The following is a 23,099-nucleotide window of genomic DNA, read 5'->3' on the forward strand; positions in this document are numbered from 1 at the left end:
ACCGACTAAGGACCCGCATGGCGTCGATCGAGCGGACCGCGTACCCACAATTCAAGCGCAACCCGGTCGTCCGGGAACTGGTCACGGCCTACACGCCGACCGACGCCGAATTGGCTTTCATCACCGATAGCGCCCGGCAACCCGGCCATCGGTTGACCTTGGCCGTCCTGCTCAAATCCTTCCAGCGACTGGGCTACTTCCCGGCAATTGATGAAGTGCCCGCCGCGGTCGTCCGGCACCTTCGCAATGCCTTGCGGTACCGGGTCCAGGTCAAGCCCGCCGACATCGCGCCGAACAAGCGCTACCGCTATTTCCAGCGCATCCGGACCTATCTGCAGGTTCGCGCCTATGCCGATGGTGGCCTGGACGTGGCGGCACGCGCCATCCACGAAGCCGCGGCCGTCATGGACAATCCGGCCGATCTGATCAACGTGGCGATCGAGCAGCTCGTGCGCGACCGCATCGAGCTCCCCGCGTTCTCTGCGCTGGATCGTTTGGCGCGACGGATTCGGACCCTGGTCAACAGTCGTTACTTCGCCCTCATCGACGCCCGTCTGACGGTGGACGAGAAGCAACGGCTGGACGATCTTCTGGTCGTCACCGACGTTCGCACCAAGAGCCAGCTGCAGGCCATCAAGCGCTTGCCCAAGCGCTCGTCGCTGCAGCACTTCCAGGAACTGATCGATCATATCGCCCAGTTAGGCGAGCTGGTAGGTGACGAGCAACATCTGGCCGAGGTGCCAGAACTCAAACGCAAGCACTTTGCTGCCGAGGCCCGGGCGCTGGACGCCGCCGAACTGCGCGATTTCGGCCCGGCCAAGCGACACGCGCTACTACTGTGCCTGATCCACCGCGCCCGCGTGCAAACCCGCGATGACTTGGCGGAAATGTTCATCAAACGCATGGGCAACATCCACAACCGCGGTAAAGAGGAACTGGAGCGGCTGCATGCGCGCTACCGCGAGAAGACCGAGGCCATCGTGGCCACGATGTCGGATGTGATCCAGGTGCTCGATCGCCATCCTGGCGACACCGACGCGGGACGGGAAATCCGCCGCTTGGTCCACACGCGCGGGGGCGCCCAGACCCTGCAGGCCGATTGCGAGGCCATCGCCGCCCACAGCGGTGACAACCATCTGCCGTTGCTGTGGCCATTCTATAAGAGCCACCGCGCCACCATCCTGCGCATGGTGCGCAGGCTAGACTTGGAATCCACCACCGAAGACCGTTCGTTGATGGATGCTATCGAGCTGATCCTGTCGCAGGAGCGTGCCCGCGGCGATTGGCTCGATGAACCGGTCGATCTGGCGTTCACGACCCATCTCTGGCGAAAGACCATTACCCGCCGCACCGAACAGGGAGAGGAACGCATCCATCGCCGCCTGTTCGAGGTGTGCGTGTTCTCCTCGCTGGCCAACGAACTGAAATCCGGCGACGTGGCTGTACGCGGCTCGGAAACCTACGCCGACTACCGCCAGCAGTTGCTGCCTTGGGAGCAGTGCGAGCCGCTGCTGGACGACTACTGTCGCCAAGTAGGCTTGCCGGCCTCTGCGGTGGGATTCGTCAATGCGCTGCAGAGCAAGCTGATGCAGGTTGCAGACCTGACCGACCAGGGTTATCTGGAGAACGGCCAGGTGATCATCGACGACGACGGGTTGCCGGTGCTCAAACGCCACAAGGCCAAGGACATGAGCCGCGGTGCTCGCGCCTTGGAAACCGCGATCCTCGACCGCCTGCGCGAGCGCAGCGTCATCGAGATCCTGTGCGACGTGGCCCACTGGACCGGCTGGCCGCGGCATTTCGGACCGCTGTCCGGATCCGACACCAAGATCGACCAGCCGACCGAGCGCTACGTGCTGACGGCGTTCACCTATGGCTGCAACCTTGGCCCGGCCCAAGCCGCACGGCACCTGCGTGGCGCCGCTTCCGCGCACATGCTGTCGTTCGTCAATCGCCGGCACGTGGATGCGAACAAGCTGGCAGCGGCCTGTCGCGACATCATCAACAGCTATGCCGGCCTGCAACTCCCAAAACTCTGGAGTGACGGGAAGCGTGCCGCGGCCGACGGCACCAAGTACGACCTGTACGACCAGAATCTGCTCGCGTCATACCACATCCGTTATGGCGGCTACGGCGGCATTGCCTATCACCACGTATCTGATACCTACGTGGCGCTCTTCAGTCATTTCATCCCTTGCGGTGTGTGGGAAGCGGTGTACATCATCGACGGGCTGTTGAAGAACACCTCTGATATCCAACCTGACACCGTCCACGCCGATACTCAGGGCCAATCGTTGCCGGTGTTTGGGCTGTCGCATCTACTGGGCATCCAGCTGATGCCGCGTATCCGCAATTGGCGCGACTACCGGTTCTTCCGTCCGGAGGAGGACAGCCGCTACGAGCACATCGACGCGCTGTTCCGGGAAGACGTGGACTGGGATTTGATCGAGACCCACTGGAAGGATCTGATGCAAGTGGTGCTGTCGATCAAGTCCGGCAAGATCGCGGCGTCGACACTGCTGCGCAAGCTTGGCAACTACAGCCGCAAGAATCGGCTGTACCAGACCTTTCGGGCTCTGGGGGCCGCGGTACGCACGTTGTTCCTGCTGCAATACATTTCCGACCGCGAGCTGCGCGAGCAGATCACCGCCTCCACCAACAAGGTCGAGGCCTATAACGGATTCTCCAAGTATTTCTTCTTCGGCGGAGAGGGCGTGATCGCCGATAACGATCCGCTCGAGCAGGAGAAGGCGGTCAAGTACAACGACCTGGTCGCCAACGCCGTCATCTTTCACAACGTGGTCGAACAGACCCGCATCATTAAGATGCTGATGCGAGCAGGTTGGAAGATCACCCCGGAGGACGTGGCGGCACTCAGTCCCTACGTGACCAGCCACGTGAAGCGCTTCGGCGACTACCTGATCGACGTGGACGCTCTTCCAGAACCGTACGAAATCGAGCTGGCCCTGGCGGCATAGCGTGGGTCAATCTGCACTGCCGCAGCAGGGACTGTGTTGCTGGATGGGCGGGCACGGCACCGTACCGTAGGAACAGAACACGCAGCAATCGCCTGTTTTCGGCCGCAGGAGCGTGTGGCAGGCGGAGCACTCGTAGAAGAACTGGCACGCCGTGGTGGGCATGGTTTCAGTGGCCTGATGTCCACATGCCGGGCACGTGAGCGTGCTTTGCAACTGCATCTCAGCCACCGTTCGCGCTCACTTTGGTAGTGGCTGGAAAACCGGCATCTGTGATGACCTTCGCGATGGCGGCCGCGTTGGTGCGCTCGGCATCGAACGCCACCGTCACGGTGGCAGCTTGGGTGTCAACACGCTTCGCCGTTACGCCCGGGACTGTGTCCAACGCCTTTTCGATCGTGATGCTGCACGCCGGGCAGGTCATGTTTTCCACCTGCAGGACAACCTTCTTTGGCGTAGCCGACCAAGCCAGGCCCATCCATGCCGTGAATACCAAACCGAGAAGGATCTTGCGCATGTGGGACTCCTACAGGAACCAGCCGATGTAGTAAGGGAAGAGCAGCAGCAGAGCGATCAGGCCGGTGGCGAACCACAGCCAGCGCCGTCGGCGTCGCAATCGCGCGGGATCGACGCAGATGCCGTCGATACGGCAGCGCGAGGCCGGGCTGTAGAGCATCCAGAATGCCCAGCCCAAGAACACCAACGTGGCCGCGCTGAACCACGGGCGCCACGCGTCCAGGGCAGTGAGATTGGCGATCCAGGCACCGCTGATGCCCATCAGGACCAGCACCAGGGGCACGACACAACACACGGACGCGCCAATGGCCGCGACGGCGGCGCCCAAGAGGGCAGGCAAGGAGGACTGTTCGGGACGTTGGGCCATACCCGCATGGTAATCTCCGTACCTAAGTACGGAGTCAAGCCGATGGCCACCAACGTAATGACGATCAGCCGGCTGGCCGCGGCCGCTGGCGTGCATGTCGAAACGGTCCGTTACTACCAGCGGCGAGGCCTGCTGCCGGAGCCTGAGCGCCCAATGGGCAGCGTCCGCCGGTACGGGCTCAACGAAGTCGGCCGACTTCAGTTCATTCGCCGAGCACAGGCGATGGGATTCAGTCTCGACGAGATAGCAGGGTTGTTGGAGATCAAAGGCCAACGTGCTTGCGAGCAGACGCGGCGGCTGACCGAACAGAAATTGGCCGAGGTACGGAAGCGTTTGGACGAGCTACGCCAATTGGAAGTCGACCTTGAGCATTTGGTAGAGGAATGTCGCCACGTGGTGACAGGCGCACCGTGCCCGACGCTCGATCTACTGGCGCAACCGGCCGAGCAAAAAAATGTCGGCTAAGTCGTTGAAAGGAATTGCGATATCAAGTCCTGTGGGGCACTTTTACACGTATCTCGGCTGAACCCCGATAACGGCCCCTAATCGCTAGCGCAACACTATTCCAGTGGTCGCCCCATCGATCAGGGTCTGGGCTCATCAGTGCCAGGTTTTTATAGTGTATTTATGTTCGCGACCATAATTTTATGGCCTTCAAAATCAATGGCTTAGCACTTCAACTACTTAGGCCGCACTCCCGTGAAGCGTTCGCAGCACCCGCTCACGCAGCTCCGCTGCACTGCCCTCTGCAATCGCCTTGGCCGGGCATGGCTGGTTAGCCCCAGAAGCCTTCAGCAGCCAAAGCGACGCGGCATCTGACGTGGAGAACAGCTGCAGCAGTTCTTCTGCCAATCCAGGCTCCACCGCTTCGATGGCATTCCACACCCGTCGACGCTGTGCCACGAGGGCGTTGTTCGCTACCTCGTACAGCTCGACCAGGGTAAGCAGCGATCCGTGACGCATCGGGCACCTCCACCTCTTTCAAGTTCGATAACTTGATCAATCTCAAGCGATCGGTTCGTGCGAACTTCGCTGATAACCACTTTAGTTGAAATACGTTGCCACGCGAACTGAATCCGCGACAAAGATCGCCGAATGCCCGATCCACTAAGGATTGTGTTCGGCCGTCACCCGTTTCCCGCGGGAAACTTGCCCGGCGCCCATCACGGCGTCAAGAAATAACGGTTACCGTTTGCTTGAGCGAGCCGCCCTGTTCTTCGCGCCTGCGGCCGCCACAGCCAGTTGGATGCCGGCCTCTGGAGTCAGCCCCAACGCACCGACTAGTTGCAGGAACTCCATCACGTCGAGCCGGCGTGCACCGGCCTCTACGGCGGAAAGCCGCTGCTGAGGCCATCCCAGCATGACGCTTAAAGCTGTTTGGCTGACCCCTGCCCCTTCACGGAGGTCCCTGAGGGCCTTGACAAGCCGACGGTACTCGGCCGAGTAGATGGTTTTTTTTGACATGGTCGCACCGGGGATGGGCGACCAAGGAATCTATGGCACGACTACCGATTACATGAAAATCATGTAGGATCGAGAGGATGATCGGCCCCAATCCCGGCCGAATGCCTTTGCGCAGAACTGATGGCTCTTTACCTTGTTAATCCAGCCGTCGACATGTCGCTTGAACTCTACGTCTCTGATCGTCTGGAAGAGGCGCTCACAATTCAGTACGAACGCATCAAAGATCGAAATGTGCGTGATACGTTCGTTCGCAAGCTCGAAAAGCAACTGGATCGCTTGCTAGCCGAAAGCATCGACTGGGACATCAAGCAGCCCACTGACGCACAGCTTAGCTATGCGACGCTGATCGCTAAGCAAATGGGAATTCCGCTTCCAGTTGAAGCGCGCAAGTATCGATTCCATACGGCAATGTTCCTGGAGACCTACGCAAGCCGAATCAGGGAAGCGCCTGATACAGAAAAGGGATCGGCTGCCTGATCAACCGCAGATCAACTCGTTCTTGGATCATCATGTTCGATTCGAACAGAGGCAGCATTCGATGACACTCACCGAAGAGATCTCGTTCTTAGACTCGCTTGGGTCTCCGGTACTGGACGGGATGGCCGAGCTCTGAGGTACTGCTTGGCCGCACGACAGCCTAGATGTGGCGGGAGCCCATGATCATATGGCCTTGTCGAATGAGCCGCCTCATTGAAGCAACAAGGGCCGCAACCAATCTCAGCAACCCGGCGGATTTCGCCAATCTGGGAAGCTACGGCGCGCGGATTCCTTGATCCTTCGAGCGATTCTGTATGGCCGAACGTATTGCTTATCTATAAGAACGATGAGATAGACCAAGCCAATTACCATCGCGATGGGAATTGGAATGAGAGCTAGGCTCTTCAGTTCACCGAACCCGGTCTTTAGCAGGATCGAGACCGCAAAAACAGTTGTAGCAGCCATCATGAGTAGGCCAAGTATCAGCAGGCTGCGCGGTGCATCAATGGTGGCTGGGTTGTGGTCGTAGCGCAGGCTTCCCGATCGTTTGAGCAGACAGATCTCATCGTCGGTGAGGTCCGCCTCACGCTTGAGGGCGAAGATGGATCTCCGTTGTGCGGCGTTGACAGAAAATCCGAACCGCTTCTTGAACACGACTTCATCGTATTCAGCCGCCGTGTCACGTCCTTCTGGCGAGATCTCGGATTCCCGCACGGCGTCACGGACAAGTTCGATCATGCTCTCAACTGCTTCATTCTTACCTGTCTGCGGTAAATCGGCGCACTCCATCTGAACCGCGCGCAAGAGCGGCACCACGTTATCGCACTGATTCTCCTTGTCTTCATCGGCCACGTGCCACCGCCAACGCTACGACATCTGTGACGAGTTCTTGACTGATGCGGCCTTGTTCCAGGGCAACCTGGTAGAGGGCGCGGATCACCCGGGTCCGGTGCTCAGGACGCATCTGCCGGCCAAGCCGGCCAAGTTCGTCGTCCAGTGCGCCGACCACTCCATTGATCAGTGCGAAGTCAATTTCCGGAGATCCCGCGACTTTCGGCTCGATCTCGTCGCCTGACATCAGCCAGACCGGGTCGATCCCATACTGGTCATAGATGGCTTTAATCAGACCCGCGGGCGCTTCTCGCTCGCCGCGCTCGTAATGAACGTACGACCTCTTCGAAACGCCGACGGCTTCAGCGAAGGCCCCTTGGCTCAGTTTGAGACCTGTCCTGACCGTAGCCAAGCGCCTTCCGATGAGGGCCTTGTCGATTGGACTAGTGGAAGAACCCATTCAAATGATACCCATTTGTGCACTATCATGAAGCGCAATTATGCGCTATAAGCTAGCACATGGGATCCTCGATGGCACAACACGAAGCGCTTAAGGCTCGGCTGCGCATTGCCGGGTCTTCCTTCGCAATCATTGCGCGAAACCTGAACATCCAACCCACGACGGTCTCAGCCACGTCGTTGGGCAAGCGCCGCTCCAGGCGAATCGAGGCCGCCATCGCCCTCACGTTGGGCACGACGCCTGAAGCGATCTGGCCAGATCGCTACCCAACGCATAAAGGAGGTGCTACGTGAGCTAGTTGTGCCCCAAAGCGCGGAATGCGAAAGGCCCTCAGCGTTGGTGCGCTAGAGGGCCTTGAGGTGCAACGGACTTGGTCGTCCACAGCACTATGCATGGCCGCATCCCTCTCGTCAAGCTCTCGCCGGCTTTTTTGCCTTGGTGACGGGCAGCTTTTGTCGGAATCAATGCCATGCACGACACGAAAGAGGCGACGGCGCCCCTGCCCCATAACGCTCGCGTCCTGACGCAGGCAGAGGAAAAACGCCTCGACATCTATCTCTATCACTCTCCCAAGGCCAATGGTCGATTGGTCACGGTCGTTGAGCCTTGCCGCCTAGCGATCGCGCTGGCGCTCGAGTTCGATCCGGATGTCACTGCGTTTGTGGAGCGCCCTCGATTCATTGTCGCTGATGATCAGAATGTTGAGCTCTGCTTCTGGATTCGAAGGTCAGATAACAGTGAGCAATATCTCTTGTTTCGACGGCAAAACAAGCCAACCGTTCAGGCTGTAAGAAAAGAAGAAAGGCTGTGTGCGAGCGTGCTCGCAGCCTGCAAGAAGTCCGGAATCAGCCTCTCAATAAGAAAGGCCGCTTCCATCGCAACAGATCGAGTAGCGAATGCAACGCGCTTGGAAATGCTGCCTTACGTGCAGGCAGCAACAACACTGCACTCAATCGACGTCCTCGTGCCTGCAATCATGCAGCACATGCAAATTTACCGCACGAGCTCCTTCTATGGGCTGGAAAGATCTCTACCACCTTTCGATTGGCGCGATGTACGTAGCGCGACATGCGCGCTTATCCATCAAGGCCGACTGCGCATTGATCCCGCACAACGCTTGACGACTGCAACCGCTGTCCATCTTATGGAGAAGGACAATGCGTGACCTGTCGCCACAGATCTTGTCCGAATGGGATGAGTTCACCACGGACCACCTTAAGGAAAAGGAACAAGCTGCTTTCAACGCACGGAAGAACGCCATCATCGCCGTCGCGAGGGGCATGTCCATGGCATCAGCGGCAAAGAAGTATGGCGTTAATGCCAAGACGCTGTCAGAAACGATCGGTAAGGCCGTCAGCGTGGCTTCGGATGGAAGAATGAACGGGTGGCGAGCTGCCCTCCCCTACAAAGTAAGGACCCCTAGCAAAAAGACTCCGGTCGAGTATCCGAAGAATGCCGGACCAGGCGCATTTAGGACGTTTCTAACACTGGCGCCCAGCATCTGCGAGTTCCTGGAGACTTACTCTGGCCGCCTTCCAGAGCGCAACTTTCCAAGCAAGCAGTTCGAATCGTTCTTTAACAAGTATCGGTCAAAGGTCAAAGAGCTGATTCCAAGAGATCGATACCCTGCCAATGATCCCAAATGCGCCCGGCGCAGCGTGATTGGCTACATCCGCAAACAACGGCTAGGTAGGCCGTTTGTCGACGAGGCCTTCGAGATCGAAGACAACGTCGCGGCTGCTCAGTTTCCAGATGTGTTTGCGCTGCAGCTGTGTGACTGGACTCAATACGATGGTCACAAACTTGACTGTGACATCTGCGTGGAGGGAGAAGACGGCGATGGCCAGTCGGCTCTGCAACGCATCACCTGCACTTGGCTGTTGGTGGGCTATCTCGCTCTCCTGCGCATGTGCTGCAGTTGGAAGCTGTGCTTCGGCAGGAACTATAACGGCACAGATTTCAACGAGGCTTGTGCCAACGGTTTGCGCTCATGGACGCCACGGGCGCTTGTGTCGCCCTCAATGGCCTACGTCGCCGGAAGTGGGATTGGAACGTCGGAAGCCATCGGCTTCGTAGCCTGCGGGGCTATCACGAGCATGGACAACGCCATGGCGCACCGACTTAATGTCAACCGCCAAAAGCTCGCGAGCCAACTTCGAGGTGTTATTCACTTCGGAAAAAGTGGCGTACCGGAAGCCCGCGGACATCTCGAGGCATGGAACAAGCGGTTAGAAGAGACAACCATCAGAAAGCTTCCTGGCGGTTACCGACCCGCCGGCGACGTTTCGGAGAAAGAAAACACGACCAACTACAACTCGGCAAACTATCCATCCTCACCTGATTCGCTTGAGGACCTGATGGATGTCACGATCAGCGCTTCAAATGTCGGCGAACGGAATTCTTTGCAAATGCGCTCCCCGACACAAGTTCTGCAAACATTTTATGCCTCAGGCGGGTGGATTTTCTCAACAACCACCCTTGATGATCAAGCGCGCGAACTATCTCAGCTACAGTTCTCTGGGGTGTTTCGGGGCTCGAAGAAGAACAAGAAACAACCCTACGTCCGATTCCAGTACGCCAAGTATCGATCAGCGGCAGTAAAGAATCGTTGGGACTTGATTGGACAACGATTCATTGCACGCATCGATATTCATGATGCGAGATTCATCAGGCTCTACGACGAAAGTGGCGAGCTTTTTGTGGTTTTGCGTGCCATTCGCCCGTGGAGTCGTACGGCACATAGCTTGGCGCTGCGTCGATTGATATACCGCAACTCAAAGAATGGAAATTTCGAGATAAGGGGCGCCAACGACGCTGTGGAGGTCTATCGCAACTTCCTGCGCAGCCTATTCGCATCCAGCTCAGATGCCGCCACGATGATGGCGCAACATAGAGATGCCCTCGATGCAATTCAAGACTCAAACGAAACATCGAAGCCACCTGCCGAGCCATCCAAAGCAATTAAGGCTCGAAAAGTGTTTGTGCCTCTCAGCGGCCCGGTCACATTGGGCAAGAAAGGGCGCCTGAAGTGACCGTATTTAAGGCCAGCGGCACCCCAATTGTGCCCACCAGAGGCATGGAGAGTGGCCTCACTCACCTCTCGTCGGCGATAGAAGCTGAGTATGCGGGAATGGGGTTGCATTCCTTATCACGCTTCGGGAAAACCACTCTGGCTGAGTACATCGAGGCCAGCCACGGCTGGCTCGACACTCCTTATGTCGCGACAATTGCCCGTCTCCGTGAACTCAAGTCCGGTCAGGGCGCCTTTTATGACTGGTTCACGGCACGACTCGGTCTGCAACCTATCTCCCAGCAGGCACCAGAGCAAAAGCTGCTTAGGATAGTTAACACCGTCACGTTAAAGACCCGGGCATCAAAAGCAAAACTCTTCCTGTTCATTATGGACGATGCGAACTTGCTTGATGCTGAAAGTTTTCAGTACTTCATCGATATAGACAACGCTCTAGAAGAAGGAGGGCAGCGATTCTTTTTACTGTCCCTGTTTCAGGACAATCACACCGTGGGACGCAGGGAAAAGATCAATAAGCTAATCGTGACTCCGCAGGTTCGCAGTAGGTTCTTGACTAGGTATCACGCCTTGCACGGACTCCGTGGTATCGAGGATCTACACACCTATCTTCAACGTTTTGAGGATGAAGTTGAGACGGCGTCCGGATCAGGAGTAACCCTTCCTAGACGCATGGCGCCATCGCTCTACGATTCCGGATGGCGGATGTGCGAATCAGCGCAACTGATCTGGGAAACTGGTCAGCAGTATCGCGCTGCAGCAGGTAAGCACGTTGACGGCGAGTGGCCTCTGAAGGCTTTCAGCCTGATCGCCAACTTCCTAGCGACACGCACAATTTGCAAACCGATGTTTTCGACGATTACTGCACCGGACGTTGAGCTTGCGGTCCAGTTTTCCGATTTGGCTGCCTATGACGGGGAGTCCGGTGAAGTGGACTTCAGTGACGAAGATGACTGACGCTGATTGGAGAATGGCCCACCGATCGAACGACGATCTATTAGGTGTTTCTGCTTTTGGCCTGCTTACCCAAATCCTGAGATTGAACTGCTTGACTCCAACTCACGCGTTTTCCGCACTGGGTGTGCGCCTCAACTACAGCGAAGATTGGAGTCTGCGTCTAAGAAAATCAGAAAAGTTGCGCGCTTCCATCGTGAAGAAAATGCCCACTGCCGAACCTCTGGCCACACTTTGGGATTCGGGTCCTTGGCAAGCGTTCGGCTCCGGGCCTGGTTTTGCCAACCCGACCCTCACGACGTGTCGCGAGTGCATGCGCAGTGGGTTCCATTCAAACCTTTTCCAGATGCCCTGGGTGAACCAATGCCCATGGCATAGATGCCCACTTGCAAGCACATGCGAAAGTTGCTCTATCCCCCTTTGGAGAAGCGTGGTTCGCGACTCTCCAATTCTGCTTTGCTCGTGCGGATTCGATCCCGTTGATTTGAAAGCAATCTTGAACGAGTCTCCGGATCAGATCGCTCAACGTGTTGCAATGATCCGGCGTTACTTGAAGTGGGCGGAGATGAGTCGTGCAAGCCGAGATGCGTTTGGATTCGATGGTTCGCCATTCCTTTGGTACCACACGGACACATCCTGCAAGGATCGTAAACCGTGGTGGAAACCTGGCGCCCCAGCCGATGATCTTTTGGTCAGACGCACTGTTGCCCGTTTCCAGCCCCCTGCCGTTGACGGGGAGTTGACACGCATAGCACGGGACATACGTGACACCAAAGAGTTCTTCATCGAGCTCCCCGCGTCTATTGCAAAATCTATGAGAAGCGTCTCTTCAGCTGTTGCTAGCCGGTTCCCCGAGAATGCGTTTTCAGCACGTGAACGTGTGTTACTGGGCCTCGAGCAACATTCTGGTGCGGCCACTGAGCGTGCTCGTATGTCAATTGTACTCCTGCCCGCTTTTACCGTGACCACGCGAGCCTTCTTTGACGGCAGAATTCTTTCGATGAAAGCGCAGATGATCATCCGTGATCTAAGCGTCGCCATCTGCCGCGAAGACTGTGAACCTGAGCGCAAGTACGGGCTACTGGTGGCTCTTGAACGAATCGTATGCCGTGCTTACGCTGAAGCAGCCAACATTTCCTTAACGCGGGTCGTAAGCAGGGCGAACCCGACTCCAAGCAGAAGACTCTGGACACCTGCCGTGATCGTCCGATACAAGCGTGAAAAGACCTTTCTTCGGTTCATGTGGATGCGGGAGAAGGTCAATCATGACACTCCCTGAGACATAATCCGATTCAGGTGTCCTCTACGCGTCTACTCTGCGTAAAAATTTCTGCAACGAATCAACCATGTGCCAGCAATTTCTACAATGGACAGCCTCCGCACAACTTTTTCTGCCCTGCCCGCGGGAGACTGCAACTAGGGACGTAGAAAAATGCCTCGTTAGATCAATGACTTGGCCTGCACGGAGTTATCTACCGTGAACAGTCGGGCTGGCGCTTGGCCGGTGCCAGGTTGATCAACCCTCATCGTGAGTGGATCGCACCCAATGTGCTAGATCGCGTCATGTATAGACACGATCGGCTATTTGCATATGTCTCTGACAGAGTTGAGCGCCGTTCTCCAGTCAGACAGGCTTCATCTCAGACTGGTAGTGATCTGCTAACAGGTGATGATTCACTGCTGCGACGGTCAACTCCAGTAACGCCTTGAGGTCGTTCAGGTCTTTGTCGCTCCACTTTCTCACATAGTGTGTTTCGTCATTTCCGAGCCAAGAAGCGAGCTCTGCGCGAGTCTTTATTGATCGCTCGTCAATGTGATTCCTAATAACGGTTGCTAACGTGGCCCCTCTTATTGTCTCGATCTGGGCCGGGTGATAATGACATGCGAAATCCTTGATCAAGAATTCAAGTGCTTTTCGGTACCCGCAGCCACAAATTTGATCAAGGTTACTCTGTTCCGCCACGTCTGCCTGACTATAAATTTCTACAAAAGATGGCGAAAGCGAACTCACCCTGTCAGGTAAGGTGGGGATCTTGGACATCTGCGGAGCGACCGAGTCGAGATCGTAAATGGCCAGTTGGCTAGATACACCTGGAGGCACTGTGTAAAATGCAATGAAAGATGCTCTGCAAGATTGCCGAGGGCATGAAAAGAAAACATCGATCCGCTTCTCTACATGAGACTGCAAGAACCCTAATTCACGCGTCATTTCATACTTCGGTTCGATTGCATGATGGCACTGCGGGCAAACGTCGGGGAAATGATCGACTCTGTAGGCCTTGCTATCTGATTTAACCACTTCAAACATGGTGTGACCTCAAATTAATTAACCTATAGAATTAATTAAAACAATTCTAAGCCTGAAATTTATCGTCTACTTGCAGCGCTCCATGACATAATTGTCCCAAGCTCGTAACCCATCAAGCGTTCGATTCAAGCCAGCGCGTTCCAATGCTTGATCCCGTGTGCGCTTTGCGTCTTCGCATCTACTGCCACCGTGTACGGGAATCGATGCCCCTTGGGCTTGGGGCCGACGATAATTGCCGGTGCCTGCGAGACTTGAGAGGTAGGCGGACTCTCGGCGCCCAGCGGCTTCGCGAGCAGCCTTTTCCGCACGTGTCGGCTCACGCTCTGGCGTGTAGGGGGTGGCGGAGGCGGTGCGGGAATTGGCGTCGCAAGGCTCCGACTGGAAGCTGACGGGTCCCCCACCCTTCGGGACGCACCGGTAGAGCGTTTGGGTCTGGGCGCCCGCAGCGCCCGACATGGAAAGCAGAACCAGCAGCCCAAAGATCCGTCTCATTGCTGTCACCCCCTGATTTGTGACGAGCGTAGCAGAACCTCGAAAGCCGGTCATCAGGGTCCGTTGTCGATCGGTAATCCTCTGAAAGCCTTACGCCGCATGGCTTTCAGCGATCCTTTGCAGATCCTTTTCGGTTATCCGTGGGCTGCGCCCACACCCGCCCAATGGCGACCCCTGCCAATACTGCGCCCAGGACAACCCACTTCGGCGTGAAGTGGGATACCAGAAGGATGAGCACGTGGTCGAGGCTCACGTGCCCGGCTTCGGTTCGACGCCGATATCGCCGTAGTGGCTCATCTGCGGGCCGTTGAGGATCGAGCCACGGATTGACCGGGGCGCCGGCGCGGCTGCGCGCTCGTCCTCGCTGTGGGCCGCCTGCTGCCGTTCCTCACGAACTGGTCGAGCAAACGGGTTGTAGGCGGGCCCGTAGCGCGCAAGATCGCGCGCAGCGTTGGCGTCCATCTGGTAGCGGGTGCCCTGCTCCGTCACGCACGTGACGCTGGCCTCACGGTAGCCGGTGGCACTCTCCCCTGCCCCGGAACTCATGCACGCGATGACGGGCTCAGCGACCACCGGTCGATCGACATACGCAGGCGCCGTCCATGGAGCAGGTTCGACCATGGCGGTGAATCGCTCGGCGTAGGCCTGTGGCGTGCTTATCGTTGTCCGCGGACCCTGTGCGGCGGGCGATGCGCCGGAGGCGCCGCCGTCAGAGACGGCGGCTTCTTCCGGCTCATCCGCCCTTGCGAACATTGAATCGCGGAACACTCCGAAGAACGCCAATCCGCCTAGCAGGAGAGCGACCGGGGCGACCATTAGCGCTTCTCTACGAGCGCCGGCATTCGGTATTTGACCGTGTGCACTTCGGCCGACTCGTAGCACTTGACGTACTGCTTGGGGAACCGCCAATTCTCGTAGTCGTACATCTTCTTGATCCGAGCCAGTGCGCCGACCCATCGGACGGGTGGACCCGTCGGCTAGTGCGGGCGGCGCGCGGCATCGACCGTTCCGCCCTACCATCATGTCGGATAATCCGGCGATCGACAGGCAAGGAGTCAAGATGGACATCAAGGGCATCGCGCATGCGGGCAGAACGGCGCGTGGGGATCGCCTCGCGGCATGGTCGCGACGACTCGCCGGCTTGGCGGCCGTGCTGACGATGGCCGGATGTTCGGGCGAGGCCGATGTCGTGGCGCCGGCAGCGGTGCCCGCGCCGGTGCAGGTCGCATCGCCACCGGCGCTGACCACCGAGGTTCGCGAGGCGCGGCTGGCCGAAATCCGCGAGAAGCGCATCGAGGCGGCGAGACTGGAACAGGAAGCCCGGATGGAGGCCGACCGCGACCGCGAGGCGCGACGCCAGGCCGGCGGGCGCTGCATCGGCGGCGTGCTGTACCGCAAGCAGGGCAACGCCTGGGTGGAGGAAGACCGCTGCTGAGCAGTCGCCGTCCCGACACCGGCTTCACGCCTGCGTGCGAGGATTCCCGTTCCCGCGGTCGGTATGAGGTCAAGCGATGGCGCGCCCGATCTGGACCGGGACCCTGTCCTTCGGTCTGCTCAACATCCCTGTTTCGCTGATGTCGGGCGAGCGGCGAACCGACCTGCAGTTCCGCATGCTTGATGCCCGTAGCAAGACCCCGATCCGGTATGAACGGGTGAACGCTGAAACCGGCGAGGAGGTGCCCTGGAAGGACATCGTCAAGGCGTTCGAGTACGACAAGGGCAACTACGTCGTGATCGAGAAGGAGGACATCGCCTCCGCAGCGCCCGACAGTCACGAAACGGTCGAGGTCGAGGCCTTCGTCGATGCCGGCGACATCCCGCTGCAGTACTTCGAGAAGCCCTATGTGCTGGTGCCCGCGAAGAAGGCCGAGAAAGGCTACGTACTGCTGCGCGAGACGCTGAAGGAAACCGGCCAGGTGGGTGTCGCCCGGGTTGTCATCCGTACCCGTGGGTACCTGTGCGCGGTCGTGCCGCAGGACGATGCCCTGCTTTTGCTGCTGCTGCGCTATCCGCAGGAGCTGGTCGATCCGGCGGATTATCGGCTGCCGGTCGGCAAGACGGGCGATTACCGGATCAGCGACAAGGAATTCGACATGGCTCGCCAGCTGATCAAGTCCATGTCGGGCAAGTGGGCGCCGGACGACTACCACGACGAGTTCCGGGAGCAATTGCAGGACGTCATCCGCAGGAAGATGAAGTCCAAGGGCGCCAAGGCGAAGATCGAGGAATCCGAGCACGAACTGGACGAGGACGCGACGACCAATGTGGTCGACTTCATGGCCCTGCTCAAGAAGAGCATCGACAGCCAGAAGCGCACGCCCGCGAAGCAGGCCGCATCGAAGAAGCCGGAACCCGCTGCAAAGAAGTCGGCAGCCAAGAAGCCTGCTGCGAAAAAGAGCAGGTCGAAGTCGACGCGCAAGAAGGCGGCCAAGGGCTCCACCTCGTCCGCGAAGGACACTCGAAAGGCCGGGTGACCGGTGGCGCTGCACGAATATTCGCGAAAACGACGATCGGGCACGCCCGAACCACTGGCGGGTGTCGCCAGTCCCGGCCATCGCCCGATCTTCGTGGTCCAGCTCCACCATGCCAGCAGCCGGCATTACGACTTCCGGCTGGAGATGGACGGCGTCCTCAAGAGCTGGGCCGTACCCAAGGGGCCGTCCCTGCGGGCCGGCGAGAAGCGGCTGGCCGTCCAGGTGGAAGACCATCCGCTCGACTACGCCGGGTTTGAAGGCGATATCCCCGAGGGCCACTACGGCGCCGGCCATGTCGATGTGTTCGATCACGGGCACTGGGCCATGGAAGGCGATCCCCTGCCCGCCCTCGCCCGGGGGAAACTGGATTTCACTCTCGCCGGCGAGAAGCTTTCCGGGGGCTGGAAGCTCGTCAGGACCGGGATGCAAGGCAAGCAGCCGCAATGGCTGTTGATCAAGCGCGACGACGCGCATGCCTTGGATCAGGACGCAGACGACCTGCTTGGTGACGAAGCGAAGTCCAAGCCGCGGCACGCCCGCGCCCCATCCAGGCGACGCACGTCGACGAAAGCCAGCGCCAACTCAGGCCGCTGGAGACGCAAGGCCGCCGACCTCGAGGGCGCGCGCGCCAAAGGCACCCCGATCGGATTCGAGCCTGCGTTGGCGACGACACGGGACGCGCCGCCGGCCGGGGAACATTGGTTGCACGAGATCAAGTGGGACGGCTACCGCGTGCTCGCCGATCTCGTCCAGGGCAAGGCCGTTCTTCGCTCGCGCAACGGCGTGGACTGGACCGATACCTTGTTGGAGGTGACCCGCGCCATCGAAGCGCTGCCCGTGACGGAGGCCTGCCTGGATGGCGAACTCGTGGTCCTCGAGGCGGATGGCAGGAGTGATTTCGCAGAACTTCAGCGGGTACTGGAAGGCACGTCGCGCGCGCGCCTCCGCTACCTGGTGTTCGACTTGCCCGGCTTGGCCGGGGTCGACTTGCGGGACTCGCAGCTGGTCGAACGCAAGCGCCTCCTGCAGGCGCTGGTGGGCCAGAAACCGGGCGTGGTGGCGTACAGCGACCACATCGTCGGCCACGGCGCGAAGATGTTCGAAGAGACCGCCAAGGCCGGGATCGAAGGGGTCGTGAGCAAGCGCGTGGACAGTGCATACCGCTCCGGGCGCAGCGGTGACTGGGTCAAGTCCAAGCACGCCACGACCGACGAATTCGCCGTCGTGGGATTCACCGAACCCAAGGGCGCGAGGTTGGGGTTCGGTTCGCTGCTGGTGGCCTCTCCCGCCGGTACCTCCTGGCGCTACATGGGCCGTGCCGGTACCGGCTTCGACGATCGCACGCTCGCGGCCTTGCACGAAAGACTCATTGCTCTTGAACAGAGCGCCGCGCCCGTCGAGCTTCCGGCCCACGTACCCTTCTCCCGCTCCAGCGTGACCTGGGTAAAGCCTGAAGTTGTGGTGGAACTGGCGTTTCGCGGTCTGGGCAAGGAAGGCTTGTTGCGCCAGTCCAGCTTCCAGCGGGTCCGACACGACAAGGTCGTCGGGGACCTGGGAGGAACACGTTCTGCCACTGCCCTGCAACGGCCCGAAGGAGGCCCCATGCAGATCACGCATCCCGACCGGCGCATGTTCGCCGACAGTCCGTATACCAAGCAGGACGTGGCCGACTACTACCGTGCCGTGGCCGATTATCTGTTGCCCGAGCTGGTACGGCGTCCGCTTTCCCTGCTCCGCTGCCCGGCGGGCAGCCAGTCGCCCTGCTTCTTCCAGAAGCATCATGCCGACAGCCTGGGGCCGCACGTTGAAGCCATTGCCCTGGAACAGAAGAGCGGCCGCGAAGACTACCTGTACGTCGATGGCATCGACGGGGTATTGGAACTGGTCCAGATGAACGCCTTGGAGTTCCATCCCTGGGGCGCGACCACCGGCTCGCCGGAGACGCCCGACCGGCTGGTCTTCGACCTGGATCCAGGCGACGGTGTCCCGTGGACGGCCGTCGTCGCTGCCGCCCGCGATGTCCGCGACCGCCTCGGCGAAGTCGGCCTGGAGAGCTTCGTGCGCCTCTCCGGCGGCAAGGGCCTTCACGTCGTGGTCCCCATTCGCGACGGCATCGGCTGGGACCATGCGCGCGCGTTCTGCGAGGGATTCGCGGTCGCCATGGCCACGCAGTCCCCCGACCGCTACCTTGCCAGCATGGCCAAGGCCAAGCGCAAGGGGCGCATCTTCATCGACTGGTTGCGCAATGCGCGCGGCGCGACGAGCGTGGCCTCGTGGTCGCTTCGCGCGCGGCCCGGGGCGCCGGTCGCGGTGCCGCTGCGCTGGGAGGAACTGGGGCGCGTCGTGGGCCCGGGTGCCTACGACCTGGACCGGGCGCGGCGTCGCGCGGCCGCGCTCAAGGACGATCCCTGGGCCGGCATGGGTCGCCTGCAGCAAGCCCTGCCCGACTTCGATTCGTAGCGACGGCCATCGTGCGCGGTCAGAACGGATCGCGTCCGCGCAGCAACGAGCCGAAGGTCAGGTAGAAGGCGCTGTGCCCGCTCTCGGCGTGCCCGTAACCGAGGAAGATCGGACCCAGGAAGGAATCCATGCCGACGAAGAGGCTGCCGGCGCCGATCATGTCGTCGATGGAGACCGCGTCGCGGTTTTCCCAGTAGCCGCCCCACTCCAGTGAGCCGCCGGCATACAGCGGGAGCGCGAACAGCGTGTCGTCGCGCGAGAGCTTGCGATAGTAGACGACCCGACCCAGCGCGATCTGCGGCGCGAAGATGGCCTGTTCGGGGTAGCCGGAGAGGTTGCCCAGGCCGCCGAGGAAGCCATAGGTGGCCAGCAGGTTCTCGCCGCCCGTGGACGAAGTCAGGCGTGCGCCGAAGAGCAGGTTGTCCTTGCCGCGCGACCACGCGGCATCCCATCTCAGGCGCGTCGAACTGGCGTCGTCCTCGCCACCGAGCGTGTCGAGGTACTCGTCGTGCATGATGCCCAGGCGCTGTCCGCGGGTGGGGAAGACCGAGCTGTCGAGGGTGTCGTGGTGCAGCCCGATGCCGACGCTGGCGAGGCCGCGCGCATAGCCCGAGAACAGGAAGGGATCGCCCACCTGCAGGCCGATGCGCTCCTGGCCGCGGCTGGCCTCCACGCTGAGTTCCCAGTTCCGCGTCGGCGACCATGCCCAGCCCAGCGAGGCCAGCCACTGGCTGTAGCGGAGCTCGGCGAAGGTGCGGTTGTCGAGGAGGCGAAGCGGCAGGTTCGTGGCGCGATATTCGACGCCGGCCAGCAGGGACTGGCGGCCTCCGTCGCCGAACGGGTCGACGTACTCGGCGAACAGGTTCTCGACCTGCCCCAGGGCAGCCCCCAGGACGAGTTCCGCGTCGCCATCCCGGCCCAGTCCGGTGCGGGTGTACTGCGACAGCAGCTGGTAGTTGCTGTCGCCGTCGAAGTCGTCGGAAAGGCGCAGGCCGAAGTGCAGGAAGCCGGGCCCCCAGCGCTTGTCACGCGGAACGACCACCAGGCCCGCGCGCCCGTCCTCCTCCTCCAGGTGCCATTGCACCTTCTCGTAGCGGTTCTCGCCGTAGACGGTGGCGATGTCGCTCTCGACCGCATCGATGTCGATCGGCGCATCGACCATGGGTGCCAGGCGCTCCTCGATGTAGTCGCCCGAACGCGTGTCGTCGTTGGGCACGCGTACGAAATCCAGCACTGGCGCGTCGTACTCCATGAGCCGGTGGCGTTGCTGGAACCGGGCGTAGGCCGTCGCGTCCACGCTGAAGTGCCGGAGCGCGGGCAGCACGGTTTCGGCCGCGGCCTCGCCCGCGCCGACGGCCATGGTCGATCGATGGAAGTCCTCGCTGCCCAGGTCGCCGAGCTCGGGTTTGACGAGCACGTCCCGCGCCGTCAACGTCGCGATCTGCTGGTCCACCGCCTTCTTCATCAGGATGCTGGCCATCTGGTGGCTGACCGCGAGCGGTGAATCGAGCTGCTCCTCGCGCATCAGCGGCGCGCCGACCTGCGACACGATCATGCGTTCAGCCCCGAGCTTGCGGGCCTCGTCGATGGGCACGTTGTCGATCACGCCGCCATCGACCAGCAGGCGGCCGTCGACGTTGATCGGTGCGAACGCGGCCGGTACCGACATGCTGGCGCGGATGGCGGTGGCCAGGTCGCCGCGGTCGAAGACGACCTTCTCGCCGTTGACGATGTCGGTGGCGACGGCGCGGAACGGGATCGGCAGCGCGTCGAAGTCCCTGGCGCGCCAGGTCGACACCAGCAGCCGGCGCAGCAGCAGCTCCAGCTGCTGTCCCTGGATGATGCCGCGCGGAATGGCGATCCTGCCGTCGTGCACGCCCAGTTCGACCCCGCCGAGCAGGCGCAGGTCCTCGTGCTTGCGACGCATGCTGCGTTCGTCGCGTGGCGGCCGGTCGCGCAGGACCTGGTTCCAGTCGATGCGGGTGAGGATCGACTCGATCTCGTCGGCGCCATAGCCCGCCGCGTACAGGCCACCGACCACCGCGCCCATGGAGGTCCCCACGATGCAGTCGACCGGAATGCGTTCGCGCTCGATGACCTTCAGCAGGCCGATGTGCGCCGCGCCCCGTGCTCCGCCCCCGCCCAGCACCAGGCAGGTACGCGGACGTTCGCGGGCCTGCGTTGCCTGCGTTGCCTGCGGGGTGGCGGGTCCGGCGGCGAAGGCGCCTGCCGTTGACGCCAACCCGATCAAGAGCGCGGCGAACGCCGCCCAGTGCCGACGGCGCTTCGCCCCGCGCGCGGTACTGCTGGATGTCCCCACTGCCGTTCGCCCGTCCCCAAGGAAGATGATCGCCCGCGGCACGCCCCACCCGCCGCCGCTCGTGGCCCGGTCATCATAGCGAAGAAGGCGCCGGGCTCAGAACGTGATCGGGATGCGCGCGGTCAGGCTGAGGTCGGGGGTGTCGCGGGTGAGGCCGGCGCCGACGACGACGTTCAGCGACACGTGTTCGTTGTAGCGGTAGGTGCCGCCCAGCAGGAGGGTGCCCAGGTTGAGCCGCACCGAGCCCGGCAGGTCCTCGCCGTTCTGCTGGGTGCGGTCGACGACGTTGTGGTCGTAGCCGATGCTGATCGAGGCCTTCTCGTTGAGGGCCAGGCCCATGCCCAGGTTGAGGCCGATGATGTCGCCCGCGTCGATTTCGCCCAGGAACTCGGTCTGGCCGCCCAGCACCGTGCGCGAAACGTTGTCCCGCTTGAGGTTGTGCAGGTAGCTCAGGGTGCCGAAGAACACCACCGGGTCGGACGGGAACAGCCAGGTGACGCCCGGCTGGATCGCTTCGAAGCCGCTACCGGTGGGCAGGTCCAGCGGCAGGCCGGTGCCCGTCGCATTGGCGACGCAGCGGGTGACGCAATCGGTCACCACGTCGAACGGGTCGCGCCCGGTACGGCTCTTGTAGCGCAGCCAGCCGATGTAGAACGGCTTGTCGGCCGCGCCCTGGTTGATCTGGTAGCGCAGGGTCGCTTCGATGTCGCCCATGCCCTTGCCCTGCGCGTTGAACACGTTGTCCTGCGCCGAGCCGGTGAAGATCTCGCGGCTGACCGTGTCGCTGTGCGCATAGACATAGGGCACCTTGGCCTCGATCTCCATGCGGTTGGTGATCCCGTAGCGGCCGGTGAGCGTGGCGACCGTGGTGGTGGTCTTGACCTGGCGCACGTCGATCAGGCCGATCAGGATCGCCGGGATCACCGTATAGCCGACCAGGGCCACGCGGTCGTTGGCGTAGTAGCCATACTGGACCGAAGGCTCGAGGATGAAGCTGCGGGCCGGGGTCAGCACGCCCGGCTGGTCGAATATCTGCGCCACCTCCGGCGGCCGGGTATCGGCTTCGGGTGCCTGGCCGACGACCTGCGGTTGCGTGGATGCCAGCGGTTCGGTGGGCGCCGCCGTGCCCTGTGCCTGGATGTCGAACGCGCCGGTCGTCGCGATCGCGGCGCCCCCGCGGCCGCGCGCATTGCCGAGGATCTCGTCGTCCAGAGCGCGCTGCAGGGCATCGAGGTTCTGCTGGCGTTGCTGCAGGGCCGCGCGCATGTCGTTCAGCGCCCGCCGCTCGTCGTTGATCTGCGCCTGCAGGGCTTGCAGGCGCGCGTCGCCGTCGTCCGCCTGCTGCGCCCAGCACATGCCGGGGATGGCCGGAAGGATCAGGCACGCGATCGTCGCGGCGAGCGGGTGCAGGTTCGAGTGCGATCTGGCTTTCATGCGAACTCCCGGTATGGTCGCCTGGCCTGCCCTCAGCGTCCCAGCGCACCCAGTTGCGCGTCGACGAGGGCGTCGTTGAAGTTGATCGCCTTGTAGATGCCCAGCGTGTCGACGCCGACCTCCAGGCGCGTCACCGCGCTGATGCTCTCGTCGTCGAGGCTGTTCTGCACGACCAGCGCGCCGGTCGCCGTGCCCGCGACGACCCGGTTGCCCTCGCCCACCTGGACCAGGAGCCCGCGGTTGAACTCGGCCAGCGCCTGCGCCTGTTCGGCGGTGATGTGGGCGATGTCGGGAATGCGCACGCTCGCCTGGGCGACGAGCAGGCCGTTGACCCGTACCACGCGCTCGATCCCGAACGACAGCACCGGCCCGCCGGGCAACTGGAAGCCGCCGCGGATGTCGGCCAGTCGATCGACCTCGATGGGCGCCCATTCCGTGCCCAGGCCGTTGGGCCCGGGTGGCGCGGCCTCCACCGCGGCCGCGTGCAGGATCGCCATCAGGGCGGCGGCCACGAGGACGACATGCAGGCGCGCGCGCAT

The 23,099-nt window shown here is 61.2% G+C and carries 23 protein-coding genes; 11 read left to right on the forward strand and 12 right to left on the reverse strand.

Annotation, left to right across the window (positions count from 1 at the left end; translation table 11 throughout):
- Nucleotides 1-17: 17 nt before the first annotated feature.
- A complete protein-coding gene (locus H4F98_RS01605; protein ID WP_182684926.1) occupies nucleotides 18-2,978 on the forward strand; it encodes a Tn3 family transposase in 2,961 nt (986 codons plus the stop codon).
- Between the two features lie 6 nt (nucleotides 2,979-2,984).
- On the opposite strand, the gene H4F98_RS16775 is transcribed toward H4F98_RS01605, so the two are convergent.
- Genes H4F98_RS16775 through H4F98_RS01615 form a run of 3 tightly spaced genes read right to left on the reverse strand, consistent with a single transcriptional unit; the run spans nucleotide 2,985 to nucleotide 3,831 of the window.
- Nucleotides 2,985-3,197 (reverse strand): GDCCVxC domain-containing (seleno)protein, encoded by a 213-nt coding sequence (locus tag H4F98_RS16775; RefSeq protein ID WP_246372750.1) that lies wholly within the window; start codon nucleotides 3,195-3,197, stop codon nucleotides 2,985-2,987.
- 1 nt (nucleotide 3,198) lies between these two features.
- Nucleotides 3,199-3,492, reverse strand: a complete 294-nt coding sequence (locus tag H4F98_RS01610) for a heavy-metal-associated domain-containing protein (RefSeq protein ID WP_182684927.1) — start codon at nucleotides 3,490-3,492, stop codon at nucleotides 3,199-3,201.
- A gap of 9 nt (nucleotides 3,493-3,501) precedes the next feature.
- A complete protein-coding gene (locus H4F98_RS01615) occupies nucleotides 3,502-3,831 on the reverse strand; it encodes a mercuric transporter MerT family protein (RefSeq protein ID WP_246372752.1) in 330 nt (109 codons plus the stop codon).
- Between the two features lie 69 nt (nucleotides 3,832-3,900).
- On the opposite strand from H4F98_RS01615, the gene H4F98_RS01620 reads away from it, so the two are divergent.
- On the forward strand, nucleotides 3,901-4,323 hold the full coding sequence (locus H4F98_RS01620) for a MerR family transcriptional regulator (RefSeq protein WP_182684929.1): 423 nt from the start codon (nucleotides 3,901-3,903) through the stop codon (nucleotides 4,321-4,323).
- A gap of 219 nt (nucleotides 4,324-4,542) precedes the next feature.
- Here H4F98_RS01620 and H4F98_RS01625 read toward each other — a convergent pair whose 3' ends face one another.
- Both H4F98_RS01625 and H4F98_RS01630 read right to left on the reverse strand, forming a co-directional pair.
- A complete protein-coding gene (locus tag H4F98_RS01625; RefSeq protein WP_182684930.1) occupies nucleotides 4,543-4,821 on the reverse strand; it encodes a hypothetical protein in 279 nt (92 codons plus the stop codon).
- Nucleotides 4,822-5,043: 222 nt separating this feature from the next.
- Nucleotides 5,044-5,322: a helix-turn-helix domain-containing protein gene (locus H4F98_RS01630; protein WP_182684931.1), complete on the reverse strand. Its 279-nt coding sequence runs from the start codon at nucleotides 5,320-5,322 to the stop codon at nucleotides 5,044-5,046.
- Nucleotides 5,323-5,442: 120 nt separating this feature from the next.
- On the opposite strand from H4F98_RS01630, the gene H4F98_RS01635 reads away from it, so the two are divergent.
- Nucleotides 5,443-5,799, forward strand: coding sequence for a hypothetical protein (locus tag H4F98_RS01635; RefSeq protein ID WP_182684932.1), 357 nt, complete (start codon nucleotides 5,443-5,445; stop codon nucleotides 5,797-5,799).
- Nucleotides 5,800-6,039: 240 nt separating this feature from the next.
- Here H4F98_RS01635 and H4F98_RS01640 read toward each other — a convergent pair whose 3' ends face one another.
- Both H4F98_RS01640 and H4F98_RS01645 read right to left on the reverse strand, forming a co-directional pair.
- Entirely contained in the window at nucleotides 6,040-6,651 is a 612-nt protein-coding gene (locus H4F98_RS01640; RefSeq protein ID WP_182684933.1) for a hypothetical protein, read from the reverse strand.
- Complete coding sequence (locus H4F98_RS01645) at nucleotides 6,641-7,090, reverse strand: helix-turn-helix domain-containing protein (protein WP_182684934.1); 450 nt, start codon at nucleotides 7,088-7,090, stop codon at nucleotides 6,641-6,643. Before H4F98_RS01645 ends, H4F98_RS01640 begins: the two co-directional genes overlap by 11 nt.
- Before the next feature lie 71 nt (nucleotides 7,091-7,161).
- Between H4F98_RS01645 and H4F98_RS17005 the strand changes: the two genes are divergently transcribed.
- From H4F98_RS17005 to H4F98_RS01670, 5 genes are all read left to right on the forward strand, one after another.
- On the forward strand, nucleotides 7,162-7,383 hold the full coding sequence (locus H4F98_RS17005) for a helix-turn-helix domain-containing protein (protein ID WP_182684935.1): 222 nt from the start codon (nucleotides 7,162-7,164) through the stop codon (nucleotides 7,381-7,383).
- A 176-nt stretch (nucleotides 7,384-7,559) separates the two neighbouring features.
- Nucleotides 7,560-8,255 (forward strand): hypothetical protein, encoded by a 696-nt coding sequence (locus H4F98_RS01655; protein ID WP_182684936.1) that lies wholly within the window; start codon nucleotides 7,560-7,562, stop codon nucleotides 8,253-8,255.
- The gene (locus H4F98_RS01660; RefSeq protein ID WP_182684937.1) at nucleotides 8,248-10,122 is read left to right on the forward strand and encodes a helix-turn-helix domain-containing protein; all 1,875 of its coding nucleotides are present in this window, start codon (nucleotides 8,248-8,250) and stop codon (nucleotides 10,120-10,122) included. Before H4F98_RS01655 ends, H4F98_RS01660 begins: the two co-directional genes overlap by 8 nt.
- Nucleotides 10,119-11,075, forward strand: coding sequence for a hypothetical protein (locus tag H4F98_RS01665; RefSeq protein WP_182684938.1), 957 nt, complete (start codon nucleotides 10,119-10,121; stop codon nucleotides 11,073-11,075). Before H4F98_RS01660 ends, H4F98_RS01665 begins: the two co-directional genes overlap by 4 nt.
- A gap of 493 nt (nucleotides 11,076-11,568) precedes the next feature.
- The gene (locus H4F98_RS01670; RefSeq protein ID WP_182684939.1) at nucleotides 11,569-12,351 is read left to right on the forward strand and encodes a hypothetical protein; all 783 of its coding nucleotides are present in this window, start codon (nucleotides 11,569-11,571) and stop codon (nucleotides 12,349-12,351) included.
- A gap of 345 nt (nucleotides 12,352-12,696) precedes the next feature.
- Here H4F98_RS01670 and H4F98_RS01675 read toward each other — a convergent pair whose 3' ends face one another.
- The gene (locus tag H4F98_RS01675; RefSeq protein ID WP_182684940.1) at nucleotides 12,697-13,380 is read right to left on the reverse strand and encodes a DUF4145 domain-containing protein; all 684 of its coding nucleotides are present in this window, start codon (nucleotides 13,378-13,380) and stop codon (nucleotides 12,697-12,699) included.
- A 741-nt stretch (nucleotides 13,381-14,121) separates the two neighbouring features.
- On the reverse strand, nucleotides 14,122-14,688 hold the full coding sequence (locus H4F98_RS01680) for a hypothetical protein (RefSeq protein ID WP_182684941.1): 567 nt from the start codon (nucleotides 14,686-14,688) through the stop codon (nucleotides 14,122-14,124).
- Between the two features lie 244 nt (nucleotides 14,689-14,932).
- Here H4F98_RS01680 and H4F98_RS01685 point away from each other — a divergent pair, with 244 nt between their 5' ends.
- The 3 genes from H4F98_RS01685 to ligD all read left to right on the forward strand — a co-directional run bounded on the left by H4F98_RS01685 (nucleotide 14,933) and on the right by ligD (nucleotide 18,806).
- Nucleotides 14,933-15,307: a hypothetical protein gene (locus tag H4F98_RS01685; RefSeq protein ID WP_182684942.1), complete on the forward strand. Its 375-nt coding sequence runs from the start codon at nucleotides 14,933-14,935 to the stop codon at nucleotides 15,305-15,307.
- A 76-nt stretch (nucleotides 15,308-15,383) separates the two neighbouring features.
- On the forward strand, nucleotides 15,384-16,346 hold the full coding sequence (gene ku, locus H4F98_RS01690; protein WP_182684943.1) for a non-homologous end joining protein Ku: 963 nt from the start codon (nucleotides 15,384-15,386) through the stop codon (nucleotides 16,344-16,346).
- A 3-nt stretch (nucleotides 16,347-16,349) separates the two neighbouring features.
- Complete coding sequence (ligD, locus tag H4F98_RS01695; RefSeq protein ID WP_182684944.1) at nucleotides 16,350-18,806, forward strand: DNA ligase D; 2,457 nt, start codon at nucleotides 16,350-16,352, stop codon at nucleotides 18,804-18,806.
- A gap of 19 nt (nucleotides 18,807-18,825) precedes the next feature.
- Here ligD and H4F98_RS01700 read toward each other — a convergent pair whose 3' ends face one another.
- The 3 genes from H4F98_RS01700 to H4F98_RS01710 form a co-directional block, all read right to left on the reverse strand.
- Entirely contained in the window at nucleotides 18,826-21,048 is a 2,223-nt protein-coding gene (locus tag H4F98_RS01700; protein WP_182684945.1) for a patatin-like phospholipase family protein, read from the reverse strand.
- A 174-nt stretch (nucleotides 21,049-21,222) separates the two neighbouring features.
- The gene (locus tag H4F98_RS01705; RefSeq protein WP_182684946.1) at nucleotides 21,223-22,560 is read right to left on the reverse strand and encodes a DNA-binding protein; all 1,338 of its coding nucleotides are present in this window, start codon (nucleotides 22,558-22,560) and stop codon (nucleotides 21,223-21,225) included.
- A 32-nt stretch (nucleotides 22,561-22,592) separates the two neighbouring features.
- On the reverse strand, nucleotides 22,593-23,099 hold the full coding sequence (locus H4F98_RS01710) for a hypothetical protein (protein ID WP_182684947.1): 507 nt from the start codon (nucleotides 23,097-23,099) through the stop codon (nucleotides 22,593-22,595).

Origin of the sequence: Marilutibacter spongiae (assembly GCF_014145325.1) — a bacterium.
GTDB classification, from domain to species: domain Bacteria; phylum Pseudomonadota; class Gammaproteobacteria; order Xanthomonadales; family Xanthomonadaceae; genus Marilutibacter; species Marilutibacter spongiae.

Excerpts from the sequence above, each read along its gene's own strand:
- H4F98_RS01605 (WP_182684926.1), top strand. The coding sequence starts at position 18 with ATGGCGTCGATCGAGCGGACCGCGTACCCACAATTCAAGCGCAACCCG.
- H4F98_RS16775 (WP_246372750.1), bottom strand. The coding sequence starts at position 3,197 with ATGCAGTTGCAAAGCACGCTCACGTGCCCGGCATGTGGACATCAGGCC.
- H4F98_RS01610 (WP_182684927.1), bottom strand. The coding sequence starts at position 3,492 with ATGCGCAAGATCCTTCTCGGTTTGGTATTCACGGCATGGATGGGCCTG.
- H4F98_RS01620 (WP_182684929.1), top strand. The coding sequence starts at position 3,901 with ATGGCCACCAACGTAATGACGATCAGCCGGCTGGCCGCGGCCGCTGGC.
- H4F98_RS01625 (WP_182684930.1), bottom strand. The coding sequence starts at position 4,821 with ATGCGTCACGGATCGCTGCTTACCCTGGTCGAGCTGTACGAGGTAGCG.
- H4F98_RS01630 (WP_182684931.1), bottom strand. The coding sequence starts at position 5,322 with ATGTCAAAAAAAACCATCTACTCGGCCGAGTACCGTCGGCTTGTCAAG.
- H4F98_RS01635 (WP_182684932.1), top strand. The coding sequence starts at position 5,443 with ATGGCTCTTTACCTTGTTAATCCAGCCGTCGACATGTCGCTTGAACTC.
- H4F98_RS01645 (WP_182684934.1), bottom strand. The coding sequence starts at position 7,090 with ATGGGTTCTTCCACTAGTCCAATCGACAAGGCCCTCATCGGAAGGCGC.
- H4F98_RS17005 (WP_182684935.1), top strand. The coding sequence starts at position 7,162 with ATGGCACAACACGAAGCGCTTAAGGCTCGGCTGCGCATTGCCGGGTCT.
- H4F98_RS01655 (WP_182684936.1), top strand. The coding sequence starts at position 7,560 with ATGCACGACACGAAAGAGGCGACGGCGCCCCTGCCCCATAACGCTCGC.
- H4F98_RS01660 (WP_182684937.1), top strand. The coding sequence starts at position 8,248 with ATGCGTGACCTGTCGCCACAGATCTTGTCCGAATGGGATGAGTTCACC.
- H4F98_RS01675 (WP_182684940.1), bottom strand. The coding sequence starts at position 13,380 with ATGTTTGAAGTGGTTAAATCAGATAGCAAGGCCTACAGAGTCGATCAT.
- H4F98_RS01680 (WP_182684941.1), bottom strand. The coding sequence starts at position 14,688 with ATGGTCGCCCCGGTCGCTCTCCTGCTAGGCGGATTGGCGTTCTTCGGA.
- H4F98_RS01685 (WP_182684942.1), top strand. The coding sequence starts at position 14,933 with ATGGACATCAAGGGCATCGCGCATGCGGGCAGAACGGCGCGTGGGGAT.
- ku (WP_182684943.1), top strand. The coding sequence starts at position 15,384 with ATGGCGCGCCCGATCTGGACCGGGACCCTGTCCTTCGGTCTGCTCAAC.
- H4F98_RS01705 (WP_182684946.1), bottom strand. The coding sequence starts at position 22,560 with ATGAAAGCCAGATCGCACTCGAACCTGCACCCGCTCGCCGCGACGATC.
- H4F98_RS01710 (WP_182684947.1), bottom strand. The coding sequence starts at position 23,099 with ATGCGCGCGCGCCTGCATGTCGTCCTCGTGGCCGCCGCCCTGATGGCG.